15 protein-coding genes are annotated in these 16,880 nt (G+C 71.4%); 6 read left to right on the forward strand and 9 right to left on the reverse strand.

Translation table 11 applies throughout. From position 1 onward, the window contains the following. Window positions 1-187: 187 nt before the first annotated feature. Window positions 188-2,932, reverse strand: coding sequence for an ATP-binding protein (locus tag LDL49_RS58530; protein ID WP_308016207.1), 2,745 nt, complete (start codon window positions 2,930-2,932; stop codon window positions 188-190). 103 nt (window positions 2,933-3,035) lie between these two features. Here LDL49_RS58530 and LDL49_RS29665 point away from each other — a divergent pair, with 103 nt between their 5' ends. Then, window positions 3,036-3,656, forward strand: a complete 621-nt coding sequence (locus tag LDL49_RS29665) for a LysE family translocator (protein ID WP_225295647.1) — start codon at window positions 3,036-3,038, stop codon at window positions 3,654-3,656. 4 nt (window positions 3,657-3,660) lie between these two features. Continuing rightward, a complete protein-coding gene (locus LDL49_RS29670; protein WP_225295648.1) occupies window positions 3,661-4,206 on the forward strand; it encodes a TetR/AcrR family transcriptional regulator in 546 nt (181 codons plus the stop codon). A gap of 30 nt (window positions 4,207-4,236) precedes the next feature. On the opposite strand, the gene LDL49_RS29675 is transcribed toward LDL49_RS29670, so the two are convergent. The 4 genes from LDL49_RS29675 to LDL49_RS29690 form a co-directional block, all read right to left on the reverse strand. After that, window positions 4,237-5,433 (reverse strand): hypothetical protein, encoded by a 1,197-nt coding sequence (locus LDL49_RS29675; protein ID WP_225295650.1) that lies wholly within the window; start codon window positions 5,431-5,433, stop codon window positions 4,237-4,239. A 9-nt stretch (window positions 5,434-5,442) separates the two neighbouring features. After that, window positions 5,443-5,823: a RidA family protein gene (locus LDL49_RS29680; protein WP_225295652.1), complete on the reverse strand. Its 381-nt coding sequence runs from the start codon at window positions 5,821-5,823 to the stop codon at window positions 5,443-5,445. A 26-nt stretch (window positions 5,824-5,849) separates the two neighbouring features. Then, a complete protein-coding gene (locus LDL49_RS29685; RefSeq protein WP_225295654.1) occupies window positions 5,850-6,875 on the reverse strand; it encodes an alanine racemase in 1,026 nt (341 codons plus the stop codon). Window positions 6,876-7,113: 238 nt separating this feature from the next. Beyond that, window positions 7,114-8,676, reverse strand: coding sequence for an N-acyl-D-amino-acid deacylase family protein (locus LDL49_RS29690; protein ID WP_225295656.1), 1,563 nt, complete (start codon window positions 8,674-8,676; stop codon window positions 7,114-7,116). Between the two features lie 241 nt (window positions 8,677-8,917). Between LDL49_RS29690 and LDL49_RS29695 the strand changes: the two genes are divergently transcribed. After that, window positions 8,918-9,367 carry a hypothetical protein gene (locus tag LDL49_RS29695; protein WP_225295658.1) on the forward strand — a complete coding sequence of 150 codons (450 nt, stop codon included), beginning with the start codon at window positions 8,918-8,920 and terminating at the stop codon, window positions 9,365-9,367. Between the two features lie 12 nt (window positions 9,368-9,379). On the opposite strand, the gene LDL49_RS29700 is transcribed toward LDL49_RS29695, so the two are convergent. Together LDL49_RS29700 and LDL49_RS29705 are read right to left on the reverse strand one after the other, a co-directional pair. Beyond that, on the reverse strand, window positions 9,380-12,592 hold the full coding sequence (locus LDL49_RS29700; RefSeq protein WP_225295660.1) for a DUF4153 domain-containing protein: 3,213 nt from the start codon (window positions 12,590-12,592) through the stop codon (window positions 9,380-9,382). Next, window positions 12,589-13,272, reverse strand: a complete 684-nt coding sequence (locus tag LDL49_RS29705) for a response regulator transcription factor (protein ID WP_225295662.1) — start codon at window positions 13,270-13,272, stop codon at window positions 12,589-12,591. The genes LDL49_RS29700 and LDL49_RS29705 overlap by 4 nt, the downstream gene beginning before the upstream one ends. A gap of 72 nt (window positions 13,273-13,344) precedes the next feature. Between LDL49_RS29705 and LDL49_RS29710 the strand changes: the two genes are divergently transcribed. The 3 genes from LDL49_RS29710 to LDL49_RS29720 all read left to right on the forward strand — a co-directional run bounded on the left by LDL49_RS29710 (window position 13,345) and on the right by LDL49_RS29720 (window position 15,659). Beyond that, window positions 13,345-14,199 (forward strand): arylamine N-acetyltransferase family protein, encoded by an 855-nt coding sequence (locus tag LDL49_RS29710; protein ID WP_225295664.1) that lies wholly within the window; start codon window positions 13,345-13,347, stop codon window positions 14,197-14,199. 14 nt (window positions 14,200-14,213) lie between these two features. Further along, window positions 14,214-15,347, forward strand: a complete 1,134-nt coding sequence (locus LDL49_RS58535) for a protein kinase domain-containing protein (protein WP_308016208.1) — start codon at window positions 14,214-14,216, stop codon at window positions 15,345-15,347. A gap of 117 nt (window positions 15,348-15,464) precedes the next feature. Beyond that, on the forward strand, window positions 15,465-15,659 hold the full coding sequence (locus tag LDL49_RS29720) for a tail-anchor membrane protein (RefSeq protein WP_225295666.1): 195 nt from the start codon (window positions 15,465-15,467) through the stop codon (window positions 15,657-15,659). 26 nt (window positions 15,660-15,685) lie between these two features. Here the strand turns inward: LDL49_RS29720 and LDL49_RS29725 are convergent, their stop codons facing one another. After that, window positions 15,686-15,997 carry a DUF3817 domain-containing protein gene (locus LDL49_RS29725; RefSeq protein WP_225295668.1) on the reverse strand — a complete coding sequence of 104 codons (312 nt, stop codon included), beginning with the start codon at window positions 15,995-15,997 and terminating at the stop codon, window positions 15,686-15,688. A 2-nt stretch (window positions 15,998-15,999) separates the two neighbouring features. After that, window positions 16,000-16,785, reverse strand: coding sequence for an SURF1 family protein (locus LDL49_RS29730; protein WP_225295670.1), 786 nt, complete (start codon window positions 16,783-16,785; stop codon window positions 16,000-16,002). Between the last annotated feature and the right edge of the window lie 95 nt (window positions 16,786-16,880).

Below are 16,880 nucleotides of genomic sequence, written 5' to 3' on the forward strand. Positions count from 1 at the left end.
CAGAGGCCACCCCAGCGAGCGACTCGACGTCCGTAACGGTGGCCGCTTAAGATCAACCCACGGCACCTACCTCGTCGAGCTTTTACACCGCTCCGAGGACGCGACCCCCGCGACCAGCGCGGGGCCACTGGCCCAGTGCAGGGGCGCGGGGGCATAGTGCAAGAGCAGCGCGCGAAGGCTGTTTGGGCTATAGGAGCGCGCGTGTCCGGGCCTCCGCCGCCGCCTGTGTACGCGTAGAGACCTCCAGCTTGCCCAAGATGTTGGACACGTGCACACTCACCGTCTTCTGCGCGATGAACAGCCGTTCCGCGATCTCCCGGTTCGTCAAGCCCTCCGCCACCAGCCGCAGCACCTCGGTCTCCCGTGCCGTCAGTCCTCCGTCGCCGTGGCTGCCGCCGCCGGTGGTGAAGCGGGCTCGGCGGGCGAAGTCGGCCAGGGCGGTCTCCAGGGGTGTGGCGCGGAGTTTGCCGGCTGCCTCGCGGGCCAGCTCCCATTCGGCCTGGGCTTCCGTGCGGGCGCCTGCTGCCAGTAGGGCCTCCGCGAGGCGCCAGCGGGCGCGGGCCGTCTCGTAGACGAAGCCGAAGTCGAAGGCCGCCACCACGCGCCGCCACAGCTCCACGTCGAGGCGGCCGTGGACGCGGTGCCATTCGGCCTCCGCGCGTAGGGCCCAGGCTTGGCCTTCTGGGCCCATCGGGCCGCGGTCGCCCACTGGGCCGCTTTCGACGGCGAAGCGGACGCGGTTGAGGAGGTCGTCGGCGCCCTCCACCTGGCCTAGGTCGGCTAGCGCCCACAAACCGATGGCGGCGACGCGCAAAGTGCCCGTTTCGCCGGGTTCGAGGGTGGCCATGGCGGCCTCTACGTGTTCGAGGGCCAGGGCGGGGTCGCCGCACCAGAGGGCGTGTTCGGCGGCCATGCCTCGGGACATGTAGGCGACGAGGAGGTCGGACCAGAACGGGCGTAGCCAGTTGAGGCGGCCTTCGACGGCGGGCAGGCCGCGGGCGACCTCGACGAACAGGGCGAACGACGACAGGACCGCTTCCGGCAGCGTGCCGACGCGGGCGCCGAAGCCGGCGGCGGTGGCCTCTGCTTCGTCCCATTCGCCGGCCACGTAGTGGATCAGGAAGCGGAGGAAGCGCAGGTCGGTGCCGTAGGTGCTCCAGTTGAGGCCGGTTTCGACTGCCAGCTGGATGCCCGCGTCGGCGATCTCGGCCGCCTCGGCCAGCAGGCCCTGCTCGTAGAGGATGCGGGAGTGGTGGAAGCGGGCACGCAGGTCCATGGCCAGGTGGCCGGTGTCGGCGGCGGAGGCGGTCTGGGCGAGCGAGAGGGCCCGGGCCATGTCGCCTTCGTGCTCGGCGTGCAGGGCCAGGGTGAGCAGGGCGCCCACTTCTGCGTCGCGGGCGCTGGCGGCTCTGGCCGTCTCGATGGCGCGGCGGGCGATGTCCTCGGCTTCGGCGTGGCGGGCGGACCAGGTGATCGTGCGGGCGTGGGTGGCCAGGGCTCGGGCGAGGGCGGGCTGGTCGGCGGCGGCTTCGACGGCGCGTTGGGCCGCGGCGATGGCGCCGTCCTGGTCGTCGAGCTCGACCAGGTAATAGGCGAGCCGCTCGTTGACCTCGGAGGTCGGGGGCAGGGCGCGCAGTTGCTGGACGGCACGGTGGTTGTCGCCACTGTCGGCCGCCATGACCGCGCTGCGGAAGGCCAGCTCGGCCCGCTCCTCACCGGCGAGCTCGGCGGCGTCGGGGACTCGATCCCACAGGCTCAGCGCCCGGTCGTAGTGGCTGTGGGCCTCGGCGGGCGCGCCCAGGCGCTCGGCCAGCCTGCCGGCCTTCGCCGAGGCGGCCAGGGCGCCCGCCAGGTCGTGGCCGGCCAGGTGGTGGTGGGCGAGCTCGGCGGGTGAGGTGAGCAGGCGCGCGAAGTCGGCGTGCAGTCTGCTGCGCTCTCCGGGCAGCAGGTCGGTGTAGGCGGCTTCCTGCAGCAGAGCGTGCCGGAAGGCGTAGCCGTAGCCGTCGACGCGGAGCAGGCCGCGCGAGACGATCTCGCGTACGGCCTCCTCGAAGTCGGCCAGCGGGAGCCCGGAGACCTCGCGCAGCAGCTCGTCCTCGACGCGGCGACCGGCGACCGCGGCGGCGCGCAGCACGCGCTGGCCGGGCTCGGACAGCACCTCGACCCGGGACATCAGCAGGCTGGCCAGCCCGTCGGGCAGGGTGTCGCCCTCGGCCATGGCGGCGAACAGCTCCTCGGCATAGAACGGGTTGCCGCCCGCGCGGGTGACGATCACGCCGAGCTCCTGAGCGTCCACCTCACCCAGGGTCGCGACATAGTCGGACATCTCGCCGGAGTCGAGAGGGCCCAGCTCCAGGTGGGTGACGCTGGGCAGGCGCTTCAGCTCGGCCAGCACCGACCGCAAGGGGTGCCGGCGGTGCAGGTCGTCGGTGCGGTAGGTGCCGACGACGCACACGCGCTCGCTCTGCACCATGCGGCTCAGGAACACCAGCAGGTCACGGGTCGAGCGGTCGGCCCAATGCAGGTCTTCGATCACGAACAGCACCGGCTGGACCTCGGCCAGCAGCCCCAGCAGCGAGCCGAACAGCCGTTGCTGCGTGAGGCCGGCCGGAGGCGCGCTCTCCACGCCCGGCAGCAGCTGGCCGAGCAGGGGATGGGCGGCGGCCGCCTCGCGGACGGCGGGCTCGGCGCCGCGCAGGGCGTCGGCGAGCGGGAGGTAGGGCAGGGTGTCGCCGAGCTCGGCGCACTGGCCGACCAGCACGTTGAAGCCACGGGAGCGGGACTCGGCGACCAGCTCGGACACCAGCCGGGTCTTGCCGATGCCGGCGTCGCCGCCGACGAGCGCCACCTCGGCGGTGCCGTGGGCGGCGGATTCGAGCACGCGCGCGAGTCTCGCCAGCTCAGCAGCGCGCCCGACCAGGAGACCCTTCACGGCAGCAACTATGCCACGCCTGGCCGACATTCCGATTGGCCCAGGAACGGCGTACCCGATTGGCTCTCAACAGAGGGCCAAAGCCGCTTTACGCTTATATTTCATGATCCCTTGGTCCACGTACGTGCTCTTCGTGGGCGCCTCGCTCGCGCTGGTGCTCATCCCCGGTCCGAACCACCTGTACATCACCGCCAGGGGCCTCTCGCAGGGCCGGGCGGCGGGGCTGGCCAGCGCGTTCGGCGTGGAGACCGGCACGCTGGTGCACATCGCGGCGGCCGCCGCCGGGCTCTCGTACCTGATCACGAGGTCCGCGACGCTGTTCGGGATCGTCAAGTGGGCAGGAGTCGCCTATCTCGTCTATCTGGGGGTACGCGCGCTCACCGGCAAGGAGCAGGCCGAGTCCGAGGTGCCGCGGCCGCCGCAGCCGCTCGGCAAGGTGTTCCTCGAAGGCGTCGTGGTGAACCTGCTCAACCCCAAGGTCACGCTGTTCTTCCTGGCGTTGCTGCCGCAGTTCGTGAAGCCGTCGGCGGGGTCGCCGGCGCTCCAGATCGTGGTGTTCGGTGCCACGCTGCTGGTGCTGGGGGTGCTCTCCGACCTGGTGTACGCGTTCACCGCCGGGGCGCTCGGCAGCCGCCTCGTCAGGAGGGCCAAGGCGCTGCGGCTCTTCAGCGGGGTGGTGTACCTGGGGCTGGGCGTGATCACGGCGTTCGCCGGGAGAAAATGACCGCATGGCGCCTAGGAAGCAGCAGGAGATCTTCGACGCGACGCTGCTGCTGGTCGCGGAGAAGGGCTATGACGGTCTGACCGTCGAGGGCGTGGCCGAGCGGTCGGGCGTCAACAAGACGACGATCTACCGGTGGTGGCCGTCCAAGGCCGCGCTGCTGGGGGCGGCGCTGGTGGAGGCGGAGGCGCTGGAGTTCGAGGCGCCGGACACGGGGAGCCTGCGTGGCGATCTCGTCGCGCTCGTGGAAGGGATCAGGCGGCTCCTCACCCAGCCGCCGGCCAGGGACATCGCGGTGGCCGCGCTCGGCGCCGCCGCACGCCATCCCGAACTGGACGCGCGGACGTTCTTCGCGGACCGGTTCGCGCGGGAGCGGCAGGTCTTCGAGCGTGCGGTACGGCGGGGGGAGCTGAAGCGGTCGGTCGATCCGATGCTGGTGGTGGATCTGCTGGCTGGGGCGGTGTGGATCAGGGCGGTGTTCCGGGGGTTGCCGCTCACGGATGATTTCGCGAGTCAGGCGGTGGCCATGGTGCTCGATGGTGTCATGTCTTAGTGCGATAATCCGGACCGCCCACGCGGCCCGTCAGAGGGCCTCGGCCAGGGCGGCTGGGATGCGGTCCAGCACCGGGTACGACATCAGCCCATAGGCGTAGAAGTCCACCGCCAACGCCCCCGCCGCCTTGGCCCCCCGCGCCTTCGCGACCAGTCGGTCAGCCGAGTCGCTGTCGGGATAACCGGGCCGCAGCACCGCGCGTACCTCCCGATCCTTGCCCACCGACCGCAGGTAGGCGCCCACGTCGTCGGCCACCCGGGCGGCGTCGCGCGCGTAGGCGAGCACGCCGAACGCGGGCACGAGATCGCCGAGCGCCACCAGGTCCACGCCGAGCTGCCAGGCGTCGTGCGCGGCGAGGCCGGGCGACGGCAGCCCGTCGGTGTAGCCCTTGACGGCTCCGGTGGAGTCGATGAACACCAGCTTGGAGCCCTCGTCCGCCACGGCGGAGGCCACCTCGGAGACCAGCGTGGTGACGGTCTCCGACCGGGCGCGGGCGTAGGCGACCACCTCGGGTCCCGCGTACGCCGTCAGCGCCGCCCGGGTCACCTCGCCCTGCGCGGGCGGGTCGCCGTCGAACACCCCGCCCACGATCCTGGCGCACTCCTCGCGGGCCACTTCGGCGTTGACGCCCAGGTCGGTGGCCCGGCGCATGCAGTAGTCGCAGAAGCACAGGCCGAACAGATAGGCGTCCATGGGCCCGAGCGGCACGAAAGAGCGCTGCGGCTTGAGCGGTCTGAAGTGCAGCGACTCGGCCACGACGCTGTCGACGCCGAGCCGGGCGACCGCCCTCGCCAACGCGACGGCGTACTGCCGCACATCGGGATGCGCCGGGCACAGGTCGGTGAGCGAGCCGCGATCGCCGAAGCAGTCGCGTACGGTCACGTCTGGATGCTGGGTGCCGATCGTGGCATTGCGCAGGAAAACCGTCCAGCCATGGAGCTTCAGCCCCCGCTCCGAACAGGCTTCGCGCAGGCCGTCGAGCGCGTTCTGGTAGCCGGGCGTCGGCCTGAGCCGCAGACCGGAGAACAGGTCGGCCGGCGGGACGAAGTGGGCGCCGTCGTGGCGGAGCGTGAGCCTGGACAGTCCGTGCGGGGTGACGTCGCGGGAGGCGTGGTGCACGGCGCCGACGGTGACGCCCGCCACGCCGTACCCGCTGATCCTGTCGAGCACCCGCTCGACGCCCTCGCCGCGTAGATCTTCGACGAAGACGTACACCGAACTGTCCACGGACCGACCTTACGCGCTCTTGTACGCGACGAAGTCGATCTCCACCAGGATGTCCATCAGGTCCGAGCCGACGGTCGTACGGACCGGGTACGGCTGGCTGAAGTACGACTTGTACACCTCGTTGTAGGCGGCGAAGTCGCGCTTGAGATGCTGCAGGTGGACCGTGGCCTTGACCACGTCGTCGAAGCCGAGGCCGTGGGCGGCGAGAATGGCGCCGAGGTTGCGCATGGTCTGGTGGGTCTGGGCGGCCACGTCGTCGCCGACGACCTCACCGGTCTGCGGGTCGAGCGGTCCCGCGCCCGAGGTGTAGACGAAGTCGCCGACGACCAGACCCTGGGAGTACGCGCCGACCGGGGCCGCGCCCTCGGTGGTCTTCAGTTCCTTCTTCACAACATCTCCCTATTCATCAGCATTTATCAGCCAAAGTGGGTGCTTATGGTGCCGACGCGGCGGTAGTCGCGGTCGACCACCGGGAGCGTGCGCCACTTGTCGAAGGCGGTGCACGGGTGCGAGATGCCGAAGGCGAGCAGGTCGCCCGGCTTGAGCCCGTCGGCGCGGACGACCGTGTGCTGGTCCTGCATCTTCACGATCGTGACGCCGCCCCGCCTGGGAACGGGCAGACCCTCGTCGTACGGGGCGTCACGCTTGCCCAGGCCGACGATCGCCAGCCCCGGCTCGGGCGTGGACAGCACGTGCGCCCACACCTCCAGCGCGGGCCGCAGCTCGCCGGGGACGCGGTTGAAGGGTGTGCGCTCGCGGTAGTAGCCGTCGTCGTGGGTGACGTACGCTCCGGCGCGCAGGACGATCCTGGCCTGGGTGGTGACGAGCTCGCGCCCGATCACGTCGAACCACTGGCTGCCGCCGACGGTCAGGATCGGATTCTTGACGCGGATGTGCTCGGCGGCATCCTGCAACAGATACAGATATTTCCGGACCTCGGGCGCCGTCTTCAGCGCCCCCTCGTACCCGGCGATACCGGCCAGCTCCACCCCGTCGGTCCGCTGCACATGCGCGGCCACCTCCAGCAGCTGCTCCAGCGTCCGGCACCCGGCCCGCCCGCCCTCGTGCCCGAGCTCGACCAGCACGCTGAACGGCCGCGACGAGGCATGCCGGGCCAGGATGTCCACCCCGGCCACCGAGTCCACGAAGGACAGGAAGTCGAACCCCGGGTCGGCGGCCAGCTCCGTCGCCGCCCACTCCAGCCCGGCCGGGTCCACCATCTGGTTGGCCACCATGACCCTGGCCGCCCCGAACTCCCGCACCGCCATCGCCTGCCGCGCCGTCGCCACGGTGAGCGCCCATGCGCCCGCTTCGAGCTGCATGGTGGCGATCTCTCGGGACATGTGCGTCTTGGCGTGCGGCGCCAGCTCCATGCCGTGATCGCGGGCGAAGGCGGCCATGGTCGCGATGTTGTGCTCCAGCGCCTCCCGATGCACGACCATCAGAGGGAGGGTGGCACCGTCGAAGACGGACCGACTGTGTTCGTGGATTCCCTGCACAACACCCCCAATTGTCCGCGCCTGACCCTATCTCACCGGTGTCCCTCTTTTTTATGATCTTTTACGGCAGGCCCGGTGGACCCCACCCGCCGCACGGGGCCGGGCCCCGTCCAGGGGCACGCTCCTCCGGTGGAGGTGGCTGGGCGCCGTGACGTGCGCATTCTTGGCCCCGTCCGTGGTTTCAGGGTCCCAGGGGGTCCTGGTGCGGGCGCAGTGCCCGTCCTGGAGTCTCGCCCGTCAGGGCGCCGTTCGCCAGCACCGGCACCCCCGACACCAGCACGTCGTCCACTCCCCTCGCCGGAGTGCGCGGAGTCTCGTACGTGGCCAGGTCCGTCACCGTCGCCGGATCGATCACCACCACGTCGGCCGCGAAGCCGCGCCGGAGCAGGCCGCGGTCCGTCAGGCCGAAGCGTCGCGCCGGGTGCGACGACAGGTGGACGGCGGCCTGCCCCCACGTCCAGTCGCCCAGCTCGCGCACGTGCCGTCCCAGGAAGCGGGCGAACGCGCCGAAGCCGCGCGGGTGCGGGTGGCCGCCCACGTAGATGCCGTCCGAGCCGCCCGTCTGCGAAGGGTGGCGCAGCACGCGGCGTACCGACTCCTCCCCCTCCGGACCCTCGTCGGGACGGGCCGTCACGCAGCCCGCTTCCAGGCGCGTCTCGATGAGCAGGCGGCGGCAGAACTCGTGCGGCGCCAAGCCCGCCCGCTCGGCCGCCTCGACCATGCCCAGGCCCTCCGCCCACTCCAGGCCGGGGGCGTGGGAGATGGTCAGGCGCGGCCAGGTCGGCGCCAGCTCCGGCCACCAGGCGTCGAGCTCCCCGGACGACAGCATCTCCAAGGCCCGGTCCGGCTCGGCGCCCGGGACCTCTGGCGGCAGGACGACCATCGCCAGGATGGTGTTGCCGCGCAGGTAGGGATAGGAGTCGAAGGTCAGGTCCACGCCCCCGGTCAGCGCCTCATCCACCAGGGGGAGCAGGACGTCCGCGGGCCCGTGCAGGTGGGAGATGTGCACGGCCGTACCGGATCGCTGGGCTATGTCCACGACCTCCGACATGCCCACCCCGGCTCGCTCGCCATAGGCCCGCATGTGGGTGACGTACGGGAGGCCCGCGAGGGGGGCGCACAGGGCGGCCAGTTCCGCCGCGGAGGCGTAGCGGCCCGGCAGGTACTCCAGGCCGCTCGACAGGCCGACCGCGCCGTCCTCCAGGCCGCGTTCGACGTGGGCGAGCAGGCGGGTCAGCTCGTCGCGTGCGGGGGCGTCCGAGGAGGGGCCCATGACGTCGTAGCGGATCGTGCCGTGCGGGATCAGGTAGGCGGTGTTGAGCGCGACCGCGCGGTCGTACCCCTGGAGCAACTCGGCGACCGACAGCCCGTCCCCGGAACGCACGCCGGCCGTAAGGGGGCCGTTGACCGCTGCGAAGTAGCGTTCGGCGTAGGCGACGGTGCCGGCGGAGCCGGGAGCGAAGGACAGGCCATCCTGTCCTAGTACGAAGGTGGTCACCCCCTGGCGAAGCGATGCCAGCTGTACGGCGGGGTCGAAGACGGCCGCGTCGCCGTGGGCGTGGCAGTCGATGAACCCCGGTGCGACGAACCGTCCGTTCGCGGCGATGACGGAGGCGCTCTCCACGCCGTCGAGGCGGCCCACGGCGGCGACCCGGTCACCGGTGATCGCCACGTCGGCCCGGTACGGCGGCGCCCCCGTCCCGTCGAGCACGTGTCCGCCGCTGATGATCACATCGAAAGCCACTCAAGGATTAAACATGATCCAGCAGGTACCGCGCGGCTGCGGACCTGCCCGGGAAACCCGTCCGGCGGCTGCCGTCGACTCGAACGGCCGACAAAACAGAACATGATCACTTTTGATCAAGCTTGAGATGGTTAATGCGCTACATGGCTATTTGTCCAGTATATGAGCGGGAATTACCTCAAGACGCTCGTTGCTCGAGGCGGGACACCTGGCCGTGCTCTTCGCCGGAGACGGAGAGGTCATGATCGAAAGAGGCGCGCTCGTCGTCCTCGGATCGGCTCTTGTCGCCGCCCTCGCCCTGCCTCAGGGCTTCACCGCGGCGGCCCCGGCCACCCCTGCGGCGGCCCTGTCGACACGGCTGAACCCGTGTGATGACCTGGGCCAGGGCTGCGCGAAGGGTTACTCCGACGGCTACGCCAACGGCGTACGGTGCCAGCCCTCCCGCCCGGGTAAGCACCCGGCTTCAGGCCAGCCGGACTACGGACTCGGCTACAAGGTCGGCTGGGCGGTGGGCCGGAAGCACGCCGGCTGTGGCGGGGGCGGTACATCCGGGCGCGCCCAGTCCAGGCACCAGGGCAAGAGACAGGGCGCGGCGGACGCGGCCAGGTTCCACCGGTGCGTGAAGAAGCACTTCCATGGCCGGTCGAAGACGTTCAAGCACGGTTACCGGGCCGCCAACCCCCACTGCTAGGACCACCGGCCGTCAGTCGGAGATCCGGGGCTCCAGGCGGTCGCAGCCCGTGGTCGTGGTGGCGACCGGGCGCTTGGCGAGCAGTTCGCGGGCCTGCGACCTGGCCAGGTTCCAGCCGTTCCACGCGTCCGGCCGGTTCAGGCCGTTGGCCTTGATCACGTCGGCCAGTACGCAGCTGCGTTGCGGCTCCGGCAGCCGGTCCAGGGCCGGTACGGCTTCCGCGCCGAGGTCGCCCAGGTAGTCCGCGTCCAGCTTGGCCGGCCCGCGTACCACCACCTGCGTCTGGGCCACCTGGAAGTCCGGGTTGACTATCGCGAACGCGCCCAGTCCGAGCCCGGTGACCAGCACGATCGTGCGGGGCAGCCAGCCGGAGCCGCGACCGGCCAGCCGGGCCGCCCCCGCCAGGATGACCAGGGCGAACAGCGCGCCCAGCCACCAGACGGTGGCCTGCACCGACAGGCGCAGCCGGGACAGTCCGTACGCCTCGGTGTAGAGGTCCATGCGGTGCAGCGCGGAGGCCAGCACGACCATGGTGAGGGCGCAGAGCACGCCGAGCTGGCCGGCCAGCAGCCAGCGTTCGCGCCGCTCGGTCCGGAGCAGGCCGCCCGCGACGGCGACGATGCACATCACGAACACGCTGACGACGACGAGCTGGAAGAAGCCCTGCCTGGCGTACTCGGCGTAGGTGAGGCCGGCGGTCTTCAGCACCCAGGAGTCGCCGCCGAACAGCACGGTGATCTGTACCGCCACGAACGCCGCGAAAAGCAGGTTCACCGCGGTCAGCGGCACCAGCCAGACGCTCCTGGACACGCCGAACTTGACCTCGGGCCCGACCGGATCCACCACGGGCCGCAGCGCGACCAGCACCACGGCGGCGAGCAGTACGGCCCCGACCACGAACAGGAAGATCCGCAGCGGCACCGACTCGGCCCAGTCCGGAGTCGCGGTCAGGCGTTCCAGGTAGGTGGCGAACACCGGGTCGGCCGAGGCGAACAGCAGGCCGAACACCACCAGCAGCACCGCGGTGATGCCCAGCGCCGCGACCATGGGCAGGATGCGCCGCTTGGCGGTCAGCCGCTTCAGCGGCTTGGCCAGGAACCACGGCACCGGCCCCAGCGCGAGCAGCACCGACACGCCACCCCTGATCACGCCCAGCCAGCCGAACCCCGCCCCGGAGACGGCCAGCGCCAGCAGCCCGCACCCGGCCATGAATAGGATCCCGACCAGCCAGTCGGCGTCCCGTACGGCGGCCATCGCGATCAGCCAGTAGGCGGTCAGGCCGAACAGCACCGTCCACGGAGTGATCCGCCGCAGCACCGCGGGCAGCGCCGCGGCGCCCAGCACCATCGTGACCAGGACGATGCCCAGCCCCACCTGCGCGTCCGGCAGCGCCACGGCCGAGAACACGCCGGCCCCCGCCGCCGCCGGCAGCAGCCAGCGCGGCGTCTCGGGCAGCTCGGGGCGCGGGAAGAGCGGCGGCGGGACGTACGGCGAGGGCGGCGACTGCGGCCCGTGACCCTGCAACCCGGAGACCTGCGGACCAGGCTGCCCCTGCCCCTGGTACGGCGGGCTCTGCATCCCCTGCCCCTGATACGGCTGGCCCGGCGGCCGGCCCTGAGCGAGCTGGTACGGCAGGGCACCGGCAGCCCGTCGCCCGGTGCCCGCCCCCAGCGACACCCCCACGGCCCCGATGAGCGCGGTGACCAGCACGAGCGTGATCAGCGCGGCCGTGTCGCTGCCCAAGGCCACACTGACGAACACGGCGGCGAACAGCCCGACCAGGAACCCGAGGAGCAACCCGATGACTCCTCCCCCGACCATCCGCCCAAGCCGCCCAACAGACACCGGCGACATGGCCCCCTGCGCCGGTGCCGGCGAAGCCCCCGACGGACCCCCCAACGGAGCCGGAGCGACCGGCTGACCCGAGGTCACAGGCTGCGCCAAAGCGACCAGTTGCGCCAAGGAGTCCGACAGAGCAGAGGAGCCCGGCTGGGCCGCCGGGACCGGGATCTCCGGCCGGCCCGACGAAGCCGCGACCACCGGCTGGCCCGCCGTCCCGGTCTCCGGAGTGGCCTCCACATCCCCAGCAACCCTCGCCTCGGACAGCCCCGGCTCGACAGCCCCACCGACCGCCGCCGCAAGATCCTCCGGCACCCCACCCTCGGGGACGGCATCACCCGTCGTAACGCCGGCCCCCGAAGCCTGCTCAGGTTCTAATGGCGTATCCGCCATGATGGTCCTCCCTGGTAGATCGACGATCATGCGGCACCCCGCGCAGTCGCCGATGCGGATCGAACCGCCGTGCAGTTCGACGATCTCCTTCACGATCGCCAGCCCCAGCCCGGCACCCCCGCCGTCCGCCGTCCGCCCCGCGTCCAGCCGGGAGAAGCGCTCGAACACCCGCCCGTGAGCCGAGGCGGGGATCCCCGGCCCCTGGTCGGCGATGGTGATGCGGACCCCGTCGCCGTCGGGCTCGCCCGTCACGGTGACCGAGCCGCCGGGCGGGCTGTGGCGTACCGCGTTGTCGAGCAGGTTCGCCAGGACCTGGGCGAGCAGGTCGGGGTCGGCGCGTACGACGAGGTCGGCGGGGGCCGCCGGGGTGAGCCGGACGTCCTCCCGCGCCAGCGCGGCCTCGCGTACGGCCTGCTCCAGCAGCGGCGAGAGCTCGACCGCCTCCGGTTCCATGAGGCGCGCGCCCGAGTCGAGCCGGGACAGGTCGAGCAGCTGCGCCACGAGCCGGCCGAGCCGTTCGGTCTGGGCGAGCGCGGTCTTCATGGTGACCGGGTCGGCCGCGGAGACGCCGTCCACGACGTTCTCCAGGACGGCGCGCAGGCCGGTGATGGGGGTGCGCAGCTCGTGGCTGACGTTCGCGACGAGCTCGCGCCGTTGCCGGTCGACCTCGCCGAGGTCGGCCGCCATCGCGTTGAACGCCCTGGCCAGCTCCCCGACCTCGTCGCGCGAGGTGGCGCGGACGCGCAGGGTGTAGCGGCCCTTGGCGATGGTCTGGGCGGCCCTGGCCATCTGGCGCAGCGGCTTGGTCATGCCCATGGCGAGCACCTGCACCATGATCAGGGCGAGGACCAGCGCGACGGCGATCCGGACGGGCCGGGAGAGGCCGGAGTTGATGCCGACCTCGTTGACCAGGAAGGCGGTGCCCACGGCCAGCACGATCACCAGGCCGAGCTTGACCTTGATGCGGCCGAGGAAGTCGAGCGGCTGCCTCATCGGCGGACCAGCGCGTAGCCGACGCCGTGCACCGTGCGGACGACGCCGGAGCCGAGCTTGCGGCGTAACGCGCGTACGTGGCTGTCCACGGTCCTGGTCGCGGCGGCCTCGGAGAAGCCCCACACGTCCGACAGCAGCCGGTCGCGTTCGAAGACCTGGCCGGGCCGCTCGGCCAGGCGGCGCAGCAGGTCGAACTCCGTCCTGGTGAGCTGCGCCTCGGCGCCGCGGACGAACACCCGGCGGGCCGCCGTGTCGATCTCCACCTCGCCCACCCTGATCACCGTGTCCTCGGAGGCGAGCTGGACGGCCCGCTCGACCCTGCGCAGCAGCGCGTGGATCCGGGCGACCAGCTCGCGCATGCTGAACGGCTTGGCCAGGTAGTCGTCCGCGCCCACCCCGAGCCCCACCAGCACGTCGGTCTCCTCGCCGAGCGCGGTCAGCATGAGCACCGGCACCGGCCGGGCCGCCTGCATCCGGCGGCACACCTCCAGCCCGTCGAGTCCCGGCAGCAGCCGGTCCAGGATGACCAGATCGGGCTCCGCCCTGCCGTACTCGACCAGGGCCGTCTCCCCGTCCCCCGCCACCCTGACGTCGAACCCCTCGGCCGCCAGGCGGTTCCGTACCGCCAGGGCGATGGTCTCGTCGTCCTCGACCAGGAGGATGCGTCGCTGCTCTGCCACGGACGAAAGCCTAGAAGGGGGCTGTGCAGACGGCACTCCCCAATCTGTGCATATCCGGTGCAGACTAGGCCGGTGAACACCGACGGTTATCTGCGCCGGCTCGGGCTTCCCGACCTGCTGGCCGCGCCGCCCACGGCCGGGAACCTGCGCCGGCTGCACGTCGCGCACATCGAGCGGGTGCCGTACGAGGCGCTGGAGATCTGGCTCGGCCGTCCCACCACGGTCGATCCCGCCGAGTCGGCCGGGCGGATCATCGGCGGCCGTGGCGGCTACTGCTACCACCTGAACGGCGCGTTCTCCCTGCTGCTCATGGAGCTCGGCTACGACGTGACCAGGCACGTGGGCGGCGTGCAGGGCCGCGACGGCGCGCCCGGCATCACCGCCAACCACCTGGTGCTCACCGTGCGCGGGCTGCCCTCCGACGACAATCCGGGCGGCGAGTGGCTGGCCGACCTGGGGCTGGGCGACGCGCTGCACGAGCCGCTCCCGCTGGTCGCGGGGGTCTACCGGCAGGGTCCTTTCTCGTTCGGGCTGCGGCACTCCGAGGTCGCGCCGGGAGGCTGGCGGTTCGACCACGACCCCGGCGGCTCGTTCGTGGGCATGGACTTCGACCCCGCTCCGACCGACATGTCAGCTTTTACTGCGATGCATCAGCATCTATCGACGTCGCGGGAGTCGGGTTTCGTCCGGGTCGCGACGGTCTCCCGGCGGGACGCTTCCGGCGTGGACATCCTCCGCGGGCTCGCCCTGTCGCGCGTGGGCAACGGCGCCCATTCCATCACCCTCCCCACGGCTCGCGACTACTACGCCGCGTTGTCCGACGTGTTCGGGCTGCACCTGGACGACGTCAGTCAAGAAGAGAAGGACGCGCTGTTCGGGAGGGTTCACGACGCTCATGAAAAGTGGCTGACGGGAACCCACGCCTAGCCCATGGCTTTGCCATGGAACGTGGCGATATCGTGCACCTCGGGATGGGAGAGACCAAGAAGCTCGCCGGTCGCTACCGGCTGCTGAACCCTTTGGGCGCGGGTTCCGTACGGCTGGCGTTCGACGAGGTAGAACATCGTGACGTCGCGGTCAGAGAGCTACGTGTGCCCGCCGAGTTACGCGGATCCGCGCTGCAGGACGCGCGGCGGGCCGCCGGGCTCCGGCATGCCTCCGTCGTACCGGTTCTCGACGTGGTGGTGGAGGACGACGAGCCGTGGCTGGTCATGGAGTTCGTCTCCGGCACCTCGCTGGAGCAGACCGTCGACTCGCGGCACCCGCTACCCGTGCAGCAGGCCGCCCGGGTGGGCGTGTGCCTGCTGTCGGCGTTGCGGACCGCTCATGACGCGGGGATCGTGCACGGGCGGGTCAATCCCGGCAACGTGCTGCTGACCTCGACGGGCCGCGCGGTGCTCACCGGGTTCGGGCTGCCGGGGCTGGGCATGCGGCCGTCTGCCGACATGTGGTCGATGGCCGCGACGCTGCACTTCGCCGTCGAGGGCCGGCCGCCGGGGCGAGCCCCCGCAGAGAGCACCGACGCCTTCCGGTGGCTGGTCAGGGCCATGCTGGAGCCCGCGGGACCGCCGCCGGTCGAGGTGGTGGCCGGGATGCTCGACCGGCTCGCCGTGGAGCAGACGCTCGGGCACGTCCTCGCCACCGCCGGGCCGCTGCCGCCCGCCCGAGTGGCCGAGATCGGGCTGGCCGTACTCGACCAGCTGGCCGACCTGCATTCCCGGGGAGCGCATCACGGCGGCGTACAGCCGGGCAACGTCCTGATCGACACGGACGGCCGGGCCACGCTGGCCACCACGCCCGTGCCCGCGCCGGTGTCGCACGCACCCGTGATGCCGGCGACGATCCCGGCCTACACGGCGCCCGAACGCGTGCCGGGACCGGCGGCGGACCTGTGGTCGCTGGGCGCCACGCTGTTCGCGGCCGTCGAGGGGCATCCGCCCGCGCCGGGCGCGCCGCTGGCCAGGGCGGGCGCCCTGGCGCCGGTGCTGTTCCGCCTGCTGTCGGGGTTCCCGGCGCACCGGCCGGGGCCGGACGCGCTCCGCAAGGACCTCAAGGCCGTCGCGGACCTGTTTTGAGATACGAATCTTTTAAGACATATCGCGAATGGAACCACAAGAGTGGTCCACGCGTTGGACTCACGACGCACAATGGGAGAGGCGGGGCGCGCGCTCCGCGTACGGAGGAAGTTGAGGATGTCACCAGTCCAGAAGTACGCCATCGGCGCAGGCGCCGCGGTTCTGCTCTCGCTGATCTTCTTCGGGCCCGGCTTTATCACCCTGCTGGTCGTCCTCGGCGTGGTCGCCGCCCCGGTGGTCGGTTACCTGATGCTCGACCCGTCGCAGCGCGAGCGGCTCAAGAGAGCCCGCAGACGCGGCATCGGCAGCTGAGGCGGGACAAGGCGCGCGGCGGGGCCTCAGGCCGCCGCCGCGGCCAGGGCCTCGTGCACCCGGCTCGTCACCCGGCGTTCGATGTAGAACGACAGGAACGGCACCGTGCCGCCGAGCATGATGCCCAGCATGTACGGCCAGCTCCAGCGCGCCTTCATCCCCAGGTTCATCACCGTGATCAGGTAGATCATGTAGAGGAACCCGTGGATGGGCGCCACGATCTTCGATATGCCCACGATGCCGAAGCCGTAGCGGAGCACCATGGCCACACAGAGCACGAGCAGCATCACGCCGACGATGTAGGCGAGCACCCGGAAGGGCTTCAGAGCCGATTCCACCGTTAACCTTCCAGAACCATCTCAGGGGACTTGCCACTGTCCCGATCACGATCCGCTCGCACAGCATCGCGTACGAAGTGGAACCACATGAACACGGCGAACCCGGCGAAGATCCACCAGTTGGCGGCATAAGCGAGATTACGCCAAGTCAACTCCCCGCCGACGACCGGCGGCCGGACCTTCACCTGCGTCAGCGGCCCCGAGGCGGGCTGGGCGACGACATAGCCGTTGCGCACCTTCTGCCCGCTCCACAGGTTGATCAGCTCACCGGTGGACACCGTCTGCACCTGCCCCGCGGGCAACCCCTCGGTGCGCCGCTGCACGCTGTCGGTGCCCTGCGACGGGCGCAGCCGGCCGGTCACCGCGACCCTGCCACCGGGCACGGCCGCCGCCGGGTCGCCGGCCTTGGCCACCCAGCCGCGGACGACCGGCACCAGCGTGCCGTCGTCGAGCCGGAGCGGCGTGAGGACCCAGTAGCCCTCGTCGCGCGAGACGTTGCCGCCGGGCGCGTCGACGTCGGCCGGTCGGTCGGCCACGAGCAACTGGCGCGGCGCGTCGTAGACACCCTCCGCCGAGACCTTGCGGCCCACGGCGGGCCCGATCAGCTGCGCGCCCACCTGGGACAGCGTGGCGACGCCGACGGCGGCGGGATCGGTGACCGCGTGCGGCTTGCCGGAATCCTGGAACACGCCGAGTTGCCAGCGCCCGAGCAGGATGAACGCGACGAGGACCCCGATCGTCAGCAGGTGCAACCCCACCACGCGTGGGGAGAACAGGGTCCGGAGCATGCTTCAAAGCTATCCGGCCACCAGGCCGGTCCCCTAATCAGCCCATGTCCACAGATCACACTAAAAACCGCAGACGCACCAGACGATCACGCTAA

The organism is Nonomuraea aurantiaca (assembly GCF_020215705.1).
GTDB classification, from domain to species: Bacteria; Actinomycetota; Actinomycetes; order Streptosporangiales; family Streptosporangiaceae; genus Nonomuraea; species Nonomuraea aurantiaca.